The sequence below is a fragment of the Syntrophomonas wolfei subsp. methylbutyratica genome, assembly GCF_001570625.1.
GTDB lineage: Bacteria > Bacillota > Syntrophomonadia > Syntrophomonadales > Syntrophomonadaceae > Syntrophomonas > Syntrophomonas methylbutyratica.
The window spans coordinates 15,424-30,876 of record NZ_BBQT01000011.1 but is presented as its reverse complement, the minus strand read 5'-3'; the positions used below and the strand labels follow the sequence as shown (position 1 = coordinate 30,876).

Sequence of the window (15,453 nt, the reverse complement as noted above, 5' to 3'; positions counted from 1 at the left end):
CTATGAAAAGCAAAAAAAACTGGATAATAGGGGGGCTCATTCTTCTTGCTCTTATAGCCGCAGCAGCCATGATGGCCATCAGTGCTGAACCGGTGGAAGTGGTCCAGGCCAGTCGCGGAACCTTTACCCTCACATTGGAGGAGACCGCTTATGTTCAGGCGGCTGATGACCGGGAATTGCAGGCGGTGTCAACTGCCCAGGTGCGAGAATTGCTGGTTGCATCAGGGGATAAGGTTATGCCGGGGCAGCTATTGATGAAACTTTCCAGCCCGGAGTTAACTGCCGAAACCGCTTCCGCCCGTTCCCAGCTGGCCCGGACGGAAGCAGAGCTGCAAGCTGCCGGGCTTAAAATGCAATCACTCCGCCTGGAGCTCAAGCAGGCGGAAAACGACCTGGCTCGAAAGAAAACCCTGCTGCAATCGAGAGCACTGGCCCAGGCTGAATATGAAGAGGCCGAGCTGGAGGTAGACAAGTTAAGAAAGACTGTATCCCAACAGGAAGCTGGTGTCAGCGGTTTAAGCCAGCAGGTGGCCAGTTTAAGCGAGATGTTCAACAGCCTGGAAGAAAAGCGGGAACAACTCCAGGTTACAAGCCCGGTATCGGGAATCATTCTGGATCTGCCGGTTAAAGTCGGACAGGTAGTTGCACCGGGCACCTTGCTGGCTCAACTGGGTTCTGCCGGACAGTTGGAGGTAAAAGCCGAGCTCTTGAGTGATGAGATACGGCGGGTACGGATAGGGCAGAGCACCCAGATTACCGCTCCCGTACTGGGTGAAGAGGTTCTTAGCGCTCAGGTCAGTAAAATCTATCCCCGGGCTTATGAGAAAACTTCCGCTCTGGGGGTAATCCAGCGCCGGGTTCCAGTTATTATCACTTTGGAACAGACAGCCAATCTTCAACCGGGATATGAGGTACGGGTTGCTATTGAAACCTTGCGTAAGGAAGGGGTTATTCTGCTTCCCCGTGAGTCGGTACGTCTTGATGAAAAGGGGCATTACCGGGTGTGGCTGGTAAAGGAAGGCCGTATTGAGCAGCGTTCGATCCAGGTAGGCGAAAAAAACCAGCAATGGGTGGAAGTAATCAAGGGAATCCAGGTCGGCGAAACTGTTGTCCGGGATGGCAGCCGGGAACTAAAGAAAGGCAGCCGGGTTAAAGCACTTAAGCAAGATGAGTCTGTATGATAATTTATTGGAGTTCCTTTAGAAAACCTGCTCTATTCACATTAAGAGATATTTTTGAACAATTCTATTTAGAATGTGTAATTGTTCCTTATGTATATGATACAATACAAACATGTTTTCTAAGAAAAAAGAGAGGAGCTAACGAAGTAAATGCAAGGAAACGATCCTTCCTATTATAATGACTATGAAGAAATAGACCTCCGTGACATATTTAAAACCATTAACAAATGGAAACACACCATTATTGCAGTTACACTGATATGCATGCTTTTAAGCGGTATATTTAGCTTCTTTATTCTGGAACCGGTTTACGAAGCAAGTACTGTGGTTTCAATTTATCAGGCTCAGCTTAGCCGGGAAAATGAAAGCACCAACGATATAGCAGATACGGTTAACGAACTGGGGGAAATCCCCTATATGAGTGCTTTAAGTTGCGAGCAGCAAGTAAAATCCCCGGCTATAATGGAAGCAGTTATTAAAAAGCTACAGTTGCCTTATACAAGAAACGGACTTAAATCATCTATAAAAACCCAACAGCTGCAAAACACCAACCTGATTATTATAACAGTAAGCAATAACAACCCGGAGCTGGCAGCCACTATTGCCAACACTTTGCGGGAAGAATTCATATTACATATTAACAAGATTAATAAGAAAAAAATGGCCCAGTCTTTAGAAATCATGGAAAAAGAATGGCTGCAAAAGGAAGAAGCTGAGCTTGATGCAGCCAGTGAAAAACTAAAAGAGCACAAACTACAATCTCGCTCCATAGAATTCCTGAACAGCCAGTTGGGTAAAAAACGAGAAGACTTGATAAATTACCAATCATGGCTGGCCAAGGCTGAAATTGACCGGGCCAGCCAGCAAGAAGGGATCAAACAGCTCCAGGAAACCATTGCCCATACGCCTCATACTCTAACTACGGTCAATACCGCCAATGGCATCCTGCCTGCTGACCTGCAGGGCATTGATATAAAAGATGGTACGGTTAGCAGTGAGCAGATTAATATGAACTATACATCATTAATGGACGCCTATAACAGCAAAACAACAGATCTGGCCGAACTCAATGTACAGATAAATAAAACCAGGCAGGAAATCACCCGGCAGGAAAAAGAAATCCTCGATCTGGAAGCAGAACTGATAAGAAACCAGATCGGTGAAAAGAAATTGCAAAACGAAGTCAGCAGGAGAGAAAGCGTGGTAACCCTGTTATCTTCCAAAATAGCAGAATTGAAAATGACAGAATCAATCAACCTGGCTGATAATAACATCATAACTGTATCCGAAGCCATGGTTCCCGAAGCTCCGATAAAGCCTAATAAAATGTTAAATATAGCCATAGCTGCCGTTCTTGGCCTGATGCTGGCCACCTTTAGCATATTTCTCATAGAATATCTTCGTGAGAATGGAACGAATAAAAGTGAATCAGAGGAGTTGAAAGGATTCACGGGAAATGTTTAAGTAGTACCAAAACGGTGCAGCGGGTAGCTGCAAATACCCGCTGCGCTGTTATGTCATTTTTGCTGCATTAAAGCTACCCGCCGGTTAACATCATCCCAGTTTATGAGATTCCACCAGGCTTCAATCCAAGCCGCCCGCTTGTTCTGGTACTTGAGGTAATAAGCATGTTCCCAGACATCCACAATCAACAACGGAACTGCGCCCCATTGAGTTAGATCCTGGTGCTTTTCTGCCTGCAAGACCACCAACTTTTCAAATACCGGATTACAGGCCAGTATGGCCCATCCCGAACCCTCTACCGCAAGAGCAGAAGCAGAGAAGAGCTTTTTGAAGTTATCGAAGGAGCCGAAATCACGGTCAATCAGCTCAGCCACTGCCCCATCGGCAGGACCTCCCCCACCCGGCTTCATATTTTCCCAGAACATAGTGTGCAAAATGTGCCCTGAGCCGTGGAAAGACAGCTCCCGCTCGATGTGTTTGATTAAGGCGAAATCACCTTTTTCCAGGGCTTCGGCCAGCTTGCTCTCCGCGTTGTTTAGTCCATCAACATAGGCCTTGTGGTGCATATCATGGTGTAATCTAACTGTCTGTTCATCATAAAAAGGTTCCAGCGCATCATAGGCATACGGTAAATCCGGTAGAGTATGAGCCATTACAAACACCCCTTTTCTCATAAATTGCAAAATAATATTTGCTATTATTTAGTCTAATATATTTTAGTTTTTCCGCCAACTATTGCTATGATACCCCTTGAAAATAATCAGCCTTTGTATTTGTACATGGCTGATGTTACCTTAAATATTGCTTCCAGCTTGATCAAAACGCCGTAGAATTTACTGGAGAACTGGCCCAGATGGCTAAGCTCAGCACCATGGAAGCACTGTCTCTCGCTTCGTTGTTACCGCATGGGCAAACTGCTATGATAATATTATTAAATCCTAAAAGGAGGTAAGTTCATTATAACGAAGAATACAAATTGCTTTCACGCGGCCAGGAAAACCGGCACTCTGACATGCTTGCTGCTAATATTTCTACTGTCCATCACGATCGTCTTGGGAGGCTGTGCCGCACCCCGGGAAGAAGCATCCCCTCCGGCGCACAATGAACTGCCGGTGCAAAGTAAAGCTGTTTCACCGGCGCCGAAGGCAGAGCCTGCTGGCAGCAGTGAAGATATACTCAAGCTTCATTTTATTGATGTGGGTCAAGGGGATGCTATTTTGCTGCAATGCCCGGGCGGGGAAAATATCCTGGTGGATGGTGGAGACAAGGTTCAGGGAGAGGCGCTTTGTGCCTACCTGCAGGAATGTGGGATTCAGGAATTGGCAGCTATTGTTGGCACCCATCCCCACGCGGATCATATCGGAGGGCTCATTAAAGTAGTGCAGGAGTTTCCGGTTAAAGCGGTCTATATGCCGCGAGTTACCCATAGCAGCGATACTTTCAGGGATTTGCTCCTGGCCATAAAGAACAAGGGGCTGAAGATTAGCACAGCCAAAGCAGGGGTAGAACTTCCGCTTCAAGCGATAAAGGCGCGATTTATCGCCCCCAGGGCTGATCATTACGAAGATTTGAACAATTATAGTGCGGTATTGAAAATAGATTATGGAGCAAAATCTTTTCTATTCATGGGGGATGCCGAAAAAGAGAGTGAAGAGCAGATACTATCTTCCGGTCTCAATATCAGGGCTGATGTTTTAAAGTTAGGACATCATGGCAGCGCGAGCAGCAGCGGAGAAGACTTTATTAAGGCCGTAGCTCCCTCCTGGGCCGTAATTATGTGTGCTCCTAATAATGATTATGGACATCCCCACCGCGAAACTTTGCAAGTGCTGGGGAAATACGGAGCAGAGCTGCTGAGGACGGATGAAGATGGCACCCTTATTATCACTTCAAATGGACAAAAGATAGAAGCCTATAAGAAGGGGAAAAAGGAAGCGTCTGCAGGGTTGAGCCCGGTGCCCGTATCTACTGCCGTACAAGGTGAAGAAGGCGTTTTCTATATAGGGAACCTTAAATCCCGGGTCTTTCACCGTCCGGATTGTCCGAACCTGCCGGCGGCCAAAAACCAGATCCGCCTGCCCAGCCGGGAAGAGGCGCTGGAAAAGGGATATCGGCCCTGCAAGAATTGCCAGCCTTAATGGGAGGTGGGAAGTGGGAGGTGAGAGGTGAGAAATGGGAAGTGGGAAGTGGGAAAAGCGACAATATGTCCGGGTATGGAATTGCATGGTACCAGGCACTTGAGTTATTGAGTTATTGCCGGGTACGGAGGAGTAAGCCAGGCAAGTTATTATGCAGTTTTTGCCTACAGGAGGGAACAGCCAATGAAAGCCGTAATTGAACGCTTTGAAGGGGATTTTGCCCTTCTGGAAATAAGGGATAAGGGCCAGGTTATAAAAGTTAGGCGAGCAAAACTTCCGCCGCCAGCCCGGGAAGGCGATGTAGTGTTTTGCCAGGGCGAAGAGTGGCTTATTGACCAAAAAGCCACCGCAGCGCTCAAGAAAGAAGTGGAGGACCTGGCCGCCGAATTGTGGCAGGATTGAATATGTCAGGCTATGTAGGGAGCTTTGTATATTCATGCAACCCTTCTGCATAAAAAGGGGTTTTTACAGTGGAACTAAACTTGGACAGGTTTTGTGTAGAAATAATCGGGAGGTAGAAAGGTGAAGATAGTAGTTAAGCTATTTGCAACATTACGCCAGGGCCGTTTTAAGATTCAGTCAGGGATTTATCCTGAAGCGGCCAAGGTGCAAGATATAGTTGAGGGACTGGCTATATCCCCGACCGACCTGGGCATAATATTCGTAAATGGAAAATCGGCTGACCTGAACCGGGTGCTGCAGGAGGGAGATACCCTTTCCATTTTTCCGCCGGTAGGAGGGGGATAAATGATCAAAGTATTAAAATATAGCGAGCCGGAAGGCCGGCCCAGGGGATGTTTGTAGAATGGATAAAATGGATGTACTGTTGCGGCAAAAAGCCCCATCCGGGCTTATTGGCTGGAAAGAAGAAGAGGAAATGGCTCTGGCCCTGGGTTTATCCCTGCACGAAGCCGAGGGAAGGCTCCTGGCCCAGGGTGTTTTACCCCAGCGTTACCAGCGCAACGCTAAATCCATCACCCGAGAAGAACAGTGCCGCTTATTTCAGTCCCGGGTGGCGGTAATCGGTTGTGGGGGACTGGGAGGCTACCTCTTGGAGGAACTAGCCCGCCTGGGAATTGCTTCGATTTCGGCCTGGGATTATGATAGTTTTGCCGAGCATAATCTTAATCGTCAACTGCTGTCTGATATGGACACTATTGGACTAAGCAAGGTTGAAACGGCGGCTAAAAGGGTTCAGGCCATCAACCCGGCTGTGAAATTCCAGGCTTTCAACCGTCCTTTCGCGGCAGGGGAGGGGGAGGATTTGCTGGCCGGACATCAGGTGGTAGTGGATGCCCTGGACAGCATTCCCGTACGCAAGATGCTGGCCGCTGTCTGTCAACGCCTGTCGCTGCCCCTGGTACATGGTGCCATTGCTGGCTGGTGCGGTCAGGTTTGTACCCAGTTTCCTGGTGAAGACAGCCTGGAAACAATCTACCGGAACAGCAACCAGGAGCAGGGAGTGGAAAGCAAGCAGGGGGTCCTGGCATTTGCTCCTGCTGTAGTAGCCAGTCTACAGGTCGCCGAAGTGGTAAAAATCCTCCTGGGCCGGGGAGAACTTTTGCGTAAACGCATTCTTCTTTTCAACCTTCTGGATATGGAGTTCGAGGTTTTGGACTTGTAAACTATTCTGTTCGTGAACTGTCATAATACTGTCATCTTAATGTAACCAGCTTGTGACAACAATGTTACAAAAGTTATTCTAACGGCAAATAATCTTATCAACCCCGTTCACCTGAATCATGGTGGAACGGGGATTAGTTTTTTCTGGAGAGCATTGTTCGAGTTGGCATGATTTTTGCTATTAAAGATTACAGAGATTAAAAGATTGGGGTTGGTTAGCCGCAGGAGCTTAAGAACAAGCAGTTTATAGAGAAAGCAAAAAAGGAGGTGAATTCTGGTTTTCACTATGGGAAGCCAGAGCGAGATGGAAAAGATTATTGTAGTTCAACCGGAAAAATGTACTGGCTGTAGAACCTGTGAATTGGTGTGTTCGTTTACTCACACCGGAGAATTCAACCCGGCCCGGTCGCGCATATCCGTTTTTACTTTTGAGAAGGTGGGATTTTCCTCCCCGGTTCTCTGCCAGCAATGCAGTACGGCGGCCTGTATGCAGGTCTGCCCGGTAGGAGCCGTAAGCCGCGACAATAAAACTGGTGCTATGGTGGTAAATTCAAGCCGTTGCCTGGTTTGCAAGGCTTGTACCATAGCCTGTCCTTTGGGGGCTACTTTCTACGATCATGTCAGCGACAGTATTCTAAAATGTGACCTTTGCGGTGGGGATCCGGAATGTGTGAAGTTTTGTCCTTCCGGTGCCATCACTTACCAGGAAGCGGGCGAAGCCGGACTGGCGCGACGCAAGGCAGTTGCGGCCAAGTTAAAGGATGTTTATGAGGAGGTGAGCTAAGATGTATGCATGGATAGGACAGATTTTAAGGGTTAACCTCACTGACGCTACTATCAAAAAAGAAAAGCTCGATCCAGTGCTTCGGCGAAATTATATCGGAGCCAGGGGTCTGGGAAGCAAATTGTTCATGGATGAAGTGGATCCTCAGGTGGATCCTTTGAGCCCGGAAAACAAGATTGTTTTTATGACCGGCCCTCTTACCGGAACTCTGGCTGCCTCGGGCGGACGCTATAATGTAGTAACCCGGGGACCGCTAAATGGTACCATTGCTGCTTCCAACTCAGGGGGGAGTTTTGGTCCGGAGCTTAAATATGCCGGTTATGATGGAATCATTTTTGAAGGAAAAGCTGAAAAACCGGTTTATCTATGGATAAATAATGCTGAAGTGGAATTAAGAAGTGCAGAAGAGCTCTGGGGACGCAATGTTCCGGAAACGACTGATATGATTAAGCAGGCTACGCATGAGGAGGCCAAAGTCGCCTGTATAGGACCGGCTGGAGAAAAACTGGTCAAGTTCGCCTGCATAATGAATGAGTATAACCGGGCCGCGGGGCGCTCCGGAGTGGGAGCGGTCATGGGCTCAAAGAACTTGAAAGCCCTGGCAGTTCGAGGTACCGGAGGTATCAAAGTGGCCGACCGGCAGGGTTTCATGCAGGCAATTACCGATGCCCGGAACAAATTGAAAGCGCATCCCGTAACCGGGGCCGGTTTGGCGGCTTATGGCACCAATGTTTTGGTAAATATTCTGAATGAGCACGGGGGCTTGCCGGTTAAGAACTTCAGTGAAGCAGCGGTTTTTGCAAAGGCGGAAAATGTTTCCGGCGAGTACCAGGCCGAACACTGCCTGGTGCGCAACAAGGGTTGCTTTGGTTGTTCCATCGGTTGTGGCCGGGTTAGCCGCAACCGGGGCAAATATAAAGGTATTGGCGAAGGGCCGGAGTACGAGGCAACCTGGGGCCTGGGGCCCAACCTTTTTATCGATGATTTTGAAGCCATTTCCAAGGCCAACTTCCTCTGCAACGAGTTAGGTCTTGATCCTATCTCCCTGGCCGGTACCCTGGCCTGTGCAACGGAAATGATGGAAAAGGGCTTCATCCCCTGGGAAAAGGCGGATCTGCGCTGGGGTGATGCCGATATGCTGGTTGAAATGACCATCAAGACCGCCTACCGGGAGGGATTCGGGGACGAACTGGCGGAAGGTTCTTATCGCCTGGCTGAAAAATATGGCCATCCTGAATTTTCCATGTCGGTGAAAAAGCAGGAATTGCCCGCTTATGACCCCCGGGGGCAGCAGGGAATCGGTTTGAACTATGCTACTTCCAACCGGGGCGGTTGCCATGTCAGGGGCTACATGACTTCCCCTGAGGTTTTGGGTATACCGGAAAAAGTGGATCCGGACAGCACCGAGGGTAAGGCGGCCCTGCTTAAAATATTCCAGGATCTCACGGCCCTGGTAGATTCGGCCGGGATTTGTCTTTTCACTACCTTTGGCCAGGGTTTGCCGGAGATAGCGGAGCAGTTGCGCCAGGCCACCGGGCTTGATTTAAGTGACGAGGAATTTCTGCTGGCGGGGGAACGGATCTGGAATCTGGAACGCTCCTTTAACCTGCAAGCCGGTATCAGCAGCAAAGACGACACTCTGCCTCCCCGACTCCTGCGTGAACCCATGAAAGGTGGTCCTCACCAGGGGAATGTGGTCAGGTTAGAGCTTATGTTGCCGGAGTATTATACCTTGCGGGGATGGGACCAGGCCGGTGTTCCCACTCCGGAGAAACTACAGGAACTCAGCTTATAAGACCGCTAAGCCGTGTTTCCATAAACTGGCACCGAATACGCTCGCAATTTATTCTTCTTCTCCCTGCTTCCTTACGAAGTGGGGAGAAGAATCATCCAAATCACCTAATCGCAGAATGAGGCTTATTATAAGCCTTCCAGGAGGCGGGTTATCATGAGTGAACAAGAGTGTGAGGAAAATATTGAAGGCTTTAGGAGAATCATCTACGGTTTCCCGGGAGAGAAACGCTATATTATAGCCATTATGCATGAGCTAAGCCGTTGCTATCGTTACCTTCCCCGGGCTGCCCTGGAACTAACCGCGGAATATGTGGGGGTTCCTTTCAGCCAGGTTTACAGCATGGCTACCTTTTACCGAGCCTTCAGTCTGCAGCCCCGGGGCCGAGTCAATTTCAAGGTTTGTGATGGTACTACCTGTCATATTAAAGGCTCCAATATTCTACTGGATGAGATATATAAAAATCTGGGGATAGGCCCCGGGGAAACCACAGCTGACCGGGAGTTTTCCCTGGAAACGGTCAATTGCATCGGGGCTTGTGCAATAGCCCCGGCTCTGCTGGTCAATGAGCGGGTCTATCCTCGGGTAAATGCGGCCGCTCTAAAAGAAATAATAAAAGAATACCGGGGAGGTGGGGATAATGACCACCATGAATAAATCCCTTATTCACCTGCTGTTGGTATGCTGTGGAACTGGTTGTGTGGCCAATGGGGCCCGGGAAGTATATCAGGCCTTGAAAGATAATCTTACTTCAGATGATAAGGCCGTACTTGCCGCCACCACCTCCGCCCGGGCCACAGGTTGTCATGGGCTCTGCGCCCAGGGACCTTTTGTCCGCATATTGCCGGAGGATATCACTTACTGCCGGGTTAAGGCGGCTGACATACCCGAGATTGTTGAGAAAACCTTGAAGCAGGGTGAAGTGGTAAAACGGCTGCTCTTTCGTGACCGGCAGAAGAAAGCACTGGTGCAGGGGCAGAATGATATACCCTTTTACCGGCGGCAGACCAGGGTGGCTCTGCGTAATGTGGGGCTTATTGACCCTTCTTCTTTGCAGGATTACCTGGAGCGCGGGGGGTACCGCGCCCTGGAAAAATCCTTGCTGGATATGCGTCCGGAACAGGTAATCGAAGAGATCATAAAGTCTGGATTGCGAGGGCGAGGCGGGGGTGGATTTCCCGCCGGGCTCAAATGGAAGGCTTGTGCTGCGACCCCGGCCCAGCCGCGCTATATAATATGCAACGGGGATGAAGGCGACCCTGGAGCCTTTATGGATGAGAGTATTATGGAGGGGGACCCGCACTCGGTTTTAGAGGGTATGATCATTGCGGCCTATGCGGTAGGAGCATCAACTGGTTTTATATATGTTCGCGATGAGTATGCCCAATCGGTAGCCAGCCTGCAGAAGGCTATAGAGGAGGCTGAAAACCATGGTTTTCTGGGAGAAAACATACTGGGCAGCGGGCTTGACTTTGATATTGAAATAGTTCGTGGGGGCGGGGCCTTTGTCTGCGGCGAGGAAACGGCTTTGATCGCATCGATTGAAGGCCATGTCGGGGAGCCCTGGGATAAATATGTTTTTCCCAGTGAAAAGGGTCTCTGGGGACAGCCAACCATAATAAACAATGTGGAAACCTGGGCCAATATTCCGGTAATAATGGAACGGGGAGCCAGCTGGTTCACTTCCCTGGGTACCGAAGGCAGCAAAGGAACCAAGGTCTTTTCCCTGGTGGGTAAGGTGGCCAATACCGGGCTGGTTGAAGTGCCTATGGGTACAACTCTAAGGGAAATTATATTTGACATCGGCGGCGGTGTTCCCCAAGGTCGTAAATTTAAGGCGGTACAGACCGGAGGGCCTTCCGGGGGATGTATTCCAGCCGAGTTGCTGGATCTCAAGCTAGACTTTGATTCCCTGTCCCAGGCCGGTTCCATGATGGGTTCCGGGGGATTGATTGTCATGGATGACCGTACCTGTATGGTGGAAGTAGCCCGCTATTATCTGTCCTTTTTGGCCGGAGAGTCCTGCGGCAAATGCGTTCCTTGCCGGGAAGGCATAAAATGCCTGTTGGAAATCCTCACCCGCATCTGCCATGGACAGGGGGAAATCGAAGATCTGGAACTGATGGAGGATATTGCTGAGACTATGCAGCAAGCTTCACTCTGTGCCCTGGGCCGTACCGCTTCCAACCCGGTGCTTTCTACCCTTCGCTATTTTAGAGAAGAGTACCTGGAGCATATTGAGGGGCAGCGCTGCCCGGCCGGGATATGCCGGGAGCTTAGTGAATTCTGGATTGATCCCGCCATTTGTACCGGTTGCGGCCTCTGCTTGCCCCGTTGCCCGGTAGAAGGTATAAAAGGGGAGAAAAAACAGGCCCACCGGATTGAAAGCGACAAATGCATCTGCTGCGGTGAGTGTATTGATAGCTGCTCTTTCCAGGCTATCAAAGTTAAATAGAGGAGGGTGGGAGAAATGAAGCTTATTATTGATGGAAAAGCATTTAACGCTTATCCTGGCGACAGCATTTTAGATGTGGCCAGAAGGGAAGGAATTGCTATTCCCACCCTTTGCTATCATGAAGCTTTTGGCGGCCAGGGAAGCTGTCGTCTTTGTACGGTGGAAGTAACTGCAGGAGGGCGCAGTCGTTTGGTGGCCTCTTGTACTTATCCGGTAAGTGAAGGAATCGAGGTAAAAACCTCTACTCCGGCAGTGGAAAAAATCCGGCGCAATATTATTATGGTGCTGTACAAACGCGCTTCAGGCAGTGTATTGATGCAAAAGCTGTACCGGGAATACGGCTGCTCCGAAAATTCCTTAGGCGAAAAACAGGAAGAGCGCTGTATAGTATGCCGCCTTTGTGTACTGGCCTGCGAGAAGATGGGTACAAGTGCTATTTCCACTGTAATGCGGGGGATAGATAAACGGGTGGGTACTCCCTATGACCAGGCGGCAACGGCCTGTATCGGTTGTGCCGCCTGTGCTCATATCTGCCCAACCGGCGCTATTGAAGTTTTAGACAGCGGCAATATAAGGACCATCTGGAACAAGAACTTTAACCTTATAAATTGTGAGCGTTGCGGCCAGCCTTTCGCTACCCGTGAAGAAATTGACTATGTTTCCAGGCGCAGTGGAATAGAAGATGCTGAACTATGTTTTTGTGAAGAATGCCGGCGGAAAAAGCTGGTAGGTAAAATGCAAGGTTTTTCGCCTTGCTAGCTATCCCCATAAAGTAAGACTTGCTTCAGGTGGAGTTTTAACTCCATCTGAAGCTTAGCCGCACTTATCCAGGGACTTAGCCGCACTTACTCCTGTCTATAAAGGCGGGAGTCTTAGAGCGAATTAGTCATCGGATAAAACACCCCCGATTCCAGCGAAGAAAAGGGGATGTTTTCAATTATTGTAGTTGCTGGGCAGGACTTCCGCTGCTGTGATATATTGATGTTCGTGGCCTCAAGCCTTATCTGATAAAATGATATCAAGAGCTGAGCAAAAGGCAGTTTATTGGGTGGGCCAGATTTATTAGATTTGCGAATTGAAAGCAAAGCGAGGTGCCATGGCGATGATTTCCAGGATGCAAAAAGAATTCACCCCGCTTGAATCCTGTTGGGAAGAATTCGTTGGCAATGGCAGCCTGGATAGAGATGCCCTGTCCACGGAAATAGCTGATGCCTGGGAAAGATGCGCCCGGCTAGGAACTAATCCATATGTCGGAAACAGTAAACGGCGCCTGGCAGAGTCTGAAGTTCAGGAAATGCTGCAGCGTCACAAGGAATTAATTGATGTAGCGCGCCCCTTTATGGCCAAACTGCACCGTTTTGTGGCCGGCTCAGGTTTTGTTGTTTTGCTGGCCGATGAACGCGGTTATTTGATGGAAACCATTGGTGATCAGGATACTGTAAGAGAGGCTGAGAATATTGATCTTTTGCCTGGAGCCTGCTGGCGGGAAGAAGAAATAGGGAACAATGGAGTAGGTACAGCAGTAGTTTTGAAAAAGCCCGTCCAGGTTTCAGGCAAAGAACATTATTGCCGCAAGCACCATAGCTGGACTTGTTCCGGTGCTCCTATCCTCAATGAAGACAAACAAGTGATAGGAATATTGGAAATGTCCGGGCCGCTGGAAAAAACCCACCTGCATACCCTGGGCATGGTGGTAGCTGCGGTGGAAGCTATCAGCGACCAGCTGCGGATTCAACAGAAAAACCGCGAACTCGTGTTGCTGAGCAACCGCCTGGGCTATATTTACAATACCGTATCCGATGGAATCATGGTAATTGACCGGCAGGGAATCATTACCCAGATAAACCCGGCGGTGGAAAGGATTTTGGGGCAGAATAGCCGGAAGATAATGGGGATACCGGTTAAAGAGCTATTTGAACCCGGACAGCGAGTAGAGGAAATGCTGGACAGCGGCAGGGATTTTTCCTACTCCGAATTAACCCTTGGCATCGGGGAAGCGGTGCAATGTCTGGTATCCGGTAAGGCCATTATGGATGAGCAAGGAAAGGTTAATGGGGGAGTAATCTTCATTAACCCCATAAACCATATAAAAAGCCTGGTGAATCGTTTTAGCGGGGCCCAGGCCAGTCTTCATTTTTCTGATATTATCGGTCAGAGTCAGGAACTGAGTAGAGTTGTGCGTATTGCTTCCCTGGCTGCCAGCAGTGAGAGCAACATTTTGCTGGAAGGAGAAAGCGGTACCGGTAAAGAGGTCTTTGCCCAAGCCATTCACAATGCTAGCTCCCGGCGGGATGCGCCCTTTATTGCTGTTAACTGTGGTGCTATACCCCGTGAACTTTTGGGCAGCGAGCTTTTTGGCTATGTGGACGGTGCCTTTACCGGAGCCCGGCGGGGAGGAAGGCCCGGAAAATTCGAACTGGCTTCCGGGGGCAGTATTTTTTTGGATGAAATAGGGGAAATGCCCCTGGGTAAGCAGGTTTCCCTGTTAAGGGTCTTGCAGGAACGTACGGTAACCCGTATCGGCGGAGACAAAGTAATCCCCGTGGATGTGAGAGTAATCTGTGCCAGCAACCGCAAGCTGCATGAAGAGGTGGAAAAGGGCAATTTCCGCCGCGACCTCTTTTACCGTTTAAATGTAATCGCTATCACCCTGCCGCCTTTGCGCCAGCGCAAAGAGGATATACCTTTGCTTTTCCATCACTTTCTGCAGGACATAAGTCAGAAATTGGGAGTTAAGACGCCTCAGGTAGAAGCGGAGGTAATCCACTCCTTGCAAGATTATGACTGGCCCGGAAATGTACGGGAATTGCAGAATGTGGTAGAACGGATGGTCAATATTGCCGAGGAATCAAGAATCAGCCAGGAGCACCTGCCCCAGGAAATTTCGCATCCCGCCGCCCGGTCTCTGAAGGAACTGGAGAACGGTGAGGATTCTCAGTTGCTTTCCCTCTCAACGGAGAGGCGCAAAAGGAAAGAAATGGAGCAGGAAAGAGAACGGGAAGAAATCATGGCTCTACTGGTTCTTCATGGCGGAAATGTCAGTCAGGTGGCTAAGAGCCTGGGGGTATCCCGTAACACTATATACCGCAAGATAAAGCAATATAGAATAAAGATATAACGAGGTTTATTCGCTTACACCGGTTACGCCGAGACGTTCTTCTTTAACATTTGCTTATGTCTTTGAACATTCACCTAAAATATTTCATTTATCGGAATCTCCAAACCCTCAAAAAAATACGAGGTTACAGTATCCCCGAGCTTACAGGTAGTATACTCGTCAATTTCAAAGTCCTTAAAGCTATAGACCATAATTGAATGTTTAAAAGGATCGACAATCCAGAATTCCCTGACACCGGACAGCATATAAGTATTGAGCTTATCTACCATATCCTTGGAACGGGTGCTTTTTGATAAAATTTCAATGCAAAGCGTGGGTGTACCCATGTATCGGCCGTTTTCATTAACGTTATTCTCCAAATCGCATGCTATGAGTAAATCAGGCTGCATTACATCAGGTGTTTTAAGGTCTTTTTTGTAGAAATGAACATCAAAGGGGGCGTAGAAAACCTTGCAGTTTTTGCCTTTCAGATATGATCGCAAATGGATGTGCAAATTCCCTGATATATCCTGATGATAGGTACTGGGTGAAGCCAAAAGGACTATTTCACCGTTGATATACTCCATTCTTAGCTCGCTTTTCTCATAAATCTCCATGAATTCTTCATAGGATACCTTCTTGCCCCCATATTGATAATCCAATGCGTTTTCTTTAACCAAAAAATATCGTTCGATTTCTGTGATGTAAGGGGTAATTCTTATGGCCTTTTTGCCGTTTTTGGTGATAACAACCTCGTGGTCATCAATAACATACTCGATGTATTTACCCAGATGGGTTTTTAATTCGGTCGCGGTAATAATTATTGTTGTGTCATTCACATTAACCACCTCGTACGATAATTATAATAAATAGCACGATTATATGCAACATTATTAATATCGTACGATTATATTAAAAA

At 48.6% G+C, this 15,453-nt stretch carries 14 protein-coding genes; 12 read left to right on the top strand and 2 right to left on the bottom strand.

The features are described from left to right. The first annotated feature begins 2 nt into the window (after window positions 1-2). Together AWB54_RS09185 and AWB54_RS09180 are read left to right on the top strand one after the other, a co-directional pair. Window positions 3-1,181, top strand: coding sequence for an efflux RND transporter periplasmic adaptor subunit (locus tag AWB54_RS09185; protein WP_061214314.1), 1,179 nt, complete (start codon window positions 3-5; stop codon window positions 1,179-1,181). A 150-nt stretch (window positions 1,182-1,331) separates the two neighbouring features. Then, window positions 1,332-2,645 (top strand): GumC family protein, encoded by a 1,314-nt coding sequence (locus AWB54_RS09180; RefSeq protein ID WP_061214313.1) that lies wholly within the window; start codon window positions 1,332-1,334, stop codon window positions 2,643-2,645. A gap of 53 nt (window positions 2,646-2,698) precedes the next feature. On the opposite strand, the gene AWB54_RS09175 is transcribed toward AWB54_RS09180, so the two are convergent. Then, window positions 2,699-3,298: a superoxide dismutase gene (locus AWB54_RS09175; protein ID WP_061214312.1), complete on the bottom strand. Its 600-nt coding sequence runs from the start codon at window positions 3,296-3,298 to the stop codon at window positions 2,699-2,701. A gap of 363 nt (window positions 3,299-3,661) precedes the next feature. Between AWB54_RS09175 and AWB54_RS09170 the strand changes: the two genes are divergently transcribed. From AWB54_RS09170 to AWB54_RS09125, 10 genes are all read left to right on the top strand, one after another. After that, on the top strand, window positions 3,662-4,783 hold the full coding sequence (locus AWB54_RS09170; RefSeq protein WP_061214311.1) for an MBL fold metallo-hydrolase: 1,122 nt from the start codon (window positions 3,662-3,664) through the stop codon (window positions 4,781-4,783). A 183-nt stretch (window positions 4,784-4,966) separates the two neighbouring features. Further along, complete coding sequence (locus tag AWB54_RS09165) at window positions 4,967-5,185, top strand: DUF3006 domain-containing protein (RefSeq protein ID WP_061214310.1); 219 nt, start codon at window positions 4,967-4,969, stop codon at window positions 5,183-5,185. Window positions 5,186-5,305: 120 nt separating this feature from the next. Continuing rightward, window positions 5,306-5,530: a MoaD/ThiS family protein gene (locus AWB54_RS09160; RefSeq protein ID WP_061214309.1), complete on the top strand. Its 225-nt coding sequence runs from the start codon at window positions 5,306-5,308 to the stop codon at window positions 5,528-5,530. A 58-nt stretch (window positions 5,531-5,588) separates the two neighbouring features. After that, window positions 5,589-6,407: a HesA/MoeB/ThiF family protein gene (locus AWB54_RS09155; RefSeq protein ID WP_011641102.1), complete on the top strand. Its 819-nt coding sequence runs from the start codon at window positions 5,589-5,591 to the stop codon at window positions 6,405-6,407. 303 nt (window positions 6,408-6,710) lie between these two features. After that, window positions 6,711-7,190, top strand: coding sequence for a 4Fe-4S dicluster domain-containing protein (locus tag AWB54_RS09150; protein ID WP_061214361.1), 480 nt, complete (start codon window positions 6,711-6,713; stop codon window positions 7,188-7,190). A 1-nt stretch (window position 7,191) separates the two neighbouring features. Then, entirely contained in the window at window positions 7,192-8,985 is a 1,794-nt protein-coding gene (locus AWB54_RS09145; RefSeq protein WP_061214308.1) for an aldehyde ferredoxin oxidoreductase family protein, read from the top strand. Window positions 8,986-9,138: 153 nt separating this feature from the next. After that, window positions 9,139-9,639, top strand: coding sequence for a complex I 24 kDa subunit family protein (locus AWB54_RS09140; RefSeq protein WP_061214307.1), 501 nt, complete (start codon window positions 9,139-9,141; stop codon window positions 9,637-9,639). After that, on the top strand, window positions 9,623-11,437 hold the full coding sequence (locus AWB54_RS09135; protein ID WP_061214306.1) for an NADH-quinone oxidoreductase subunit NuoF: 1,815 nt from the start codon (window positions 9,623-9,625) through the stop codon (window positions 11,435-11,437). Before AWB54_RS09140 ends, AWB54_RS09135 begins: the two co-directional genes overlap by 17 nt. Before the next feature lie 15 nt (window positions 11,438-11,452). Beyond that, on the top strand, window positions 11,453-12,196 hold the full coding sequence (locus tag AWB54_RS09130; protein WP_061214305.1) for a 2Fe-2S iron-sulfur cluster-binding protein: 744 nt from the start codon (window positions 11,453-11,455) through the stop codon (window positions 12,194-12,196). Window positions 12,197-12,539: 343 nt separating this feature from the next. After that, a complete protein-coding gene (locus AWB54_RS09125) occupies window positions 12,540-14,555 on the top strand; it encodes a sigma-54-dependent Fis family transcriptional regulator (protein ID WP_082736123.1) in 2,016 nt (671 codons plus the stop codon). Between the two features lie 74 nt (window positions 14,556-14,629). On the opposite strand, the gene AWB54_RS09120 is transcribed toward AWB54_RS09125, so the two are convergent. Next, a complete protein-coding gene (locus tag AWB54_RS09120; protein ID WP_082736122.1) occupies window positions 14,630-15,373 on the bottom strand; it encodes a type II toxin-antitoxin system Phd/YefM family antitoxin in 744 nt (247 codons plus the stop codon). Between the last annotated feature and the right edge of the window lie 80 nt (window positions 15,374-15,453).

Coding starts and splice junctions, on each gene's coding strand:
- AWB54_RS09145 (WP_061214308.1), top strand. CDS start 7,192: ATGTATGCATGGATAGGACAGATTTTAAGGGTTAACCTCACTGACGCT.
- AWB54_RS09140 (WP_061214307.1), top strand. CDS start 9,139: ATGAGTGAACAAGAGTGTGAGGAAAATATTGAAGGCTTTAGGAGAATC.
- AWB54_RS09180 (WP_061214313.1), top strand. CDS start 1,332: ATGCAAGGAAACGATCCTTCCTATTATAATGACTATGAAGAAATAGAC.
- AWB54_RS09185 (WP_061214314.1), top strand. CDS start 3: ATGAAAAGCAAAAAAAACTGGATAATAGGGGGGCTCATTCTTCTTGCT.
- AWB54_RS09150 (WP_061214361.1), top strand. CDS start 6,711: ATGGAAAAGATTATTGTAGTTCAACCGGAAAAATGTACTGGCTGTAGA.
- AWB54_RS09130 (WP_061214305.1), top strand. CDS start 11,453: ATGAAGCTTATTATTGATGGAAAAGCATTTAACGCTTATCCTGGCGAC.
- AWB54_RS09175 (WP_061214312.1), bottom strand. CDS start 3,298: ATGGCTCATACTCTACCGGATTTACCGTATGCCTATGATGCGCTGGAA.
- AWB54_RS09125 (WP_082736123.1), top strand. CDS start 12,540: ATGATTTCCAGGATGCAAAAAGAATTCACCCCGCTTGAATCCTGTTGG.
- AWB54_RS09155 (WP_011641102.1), top strand. CDS start 5,589: ATGGATAAAATGGATGTACTGTTGCGGCAAAAAGCCCCATCCGGGCTT.
- AWB54_RS09165 (WP_061214310.1), top strand. CDS start 4,967: ATGAAAGCCGTAATTGAACGCTTTGAAGGGGATTTTGCCCTTCTGGAA.
- AWB54_RS09135 (WP_061214306.1), top strand. CDS start 9,623: ATGACCACCATGAATAAATCCCTTATTCACCTGCTGTTGGTATGCTGT.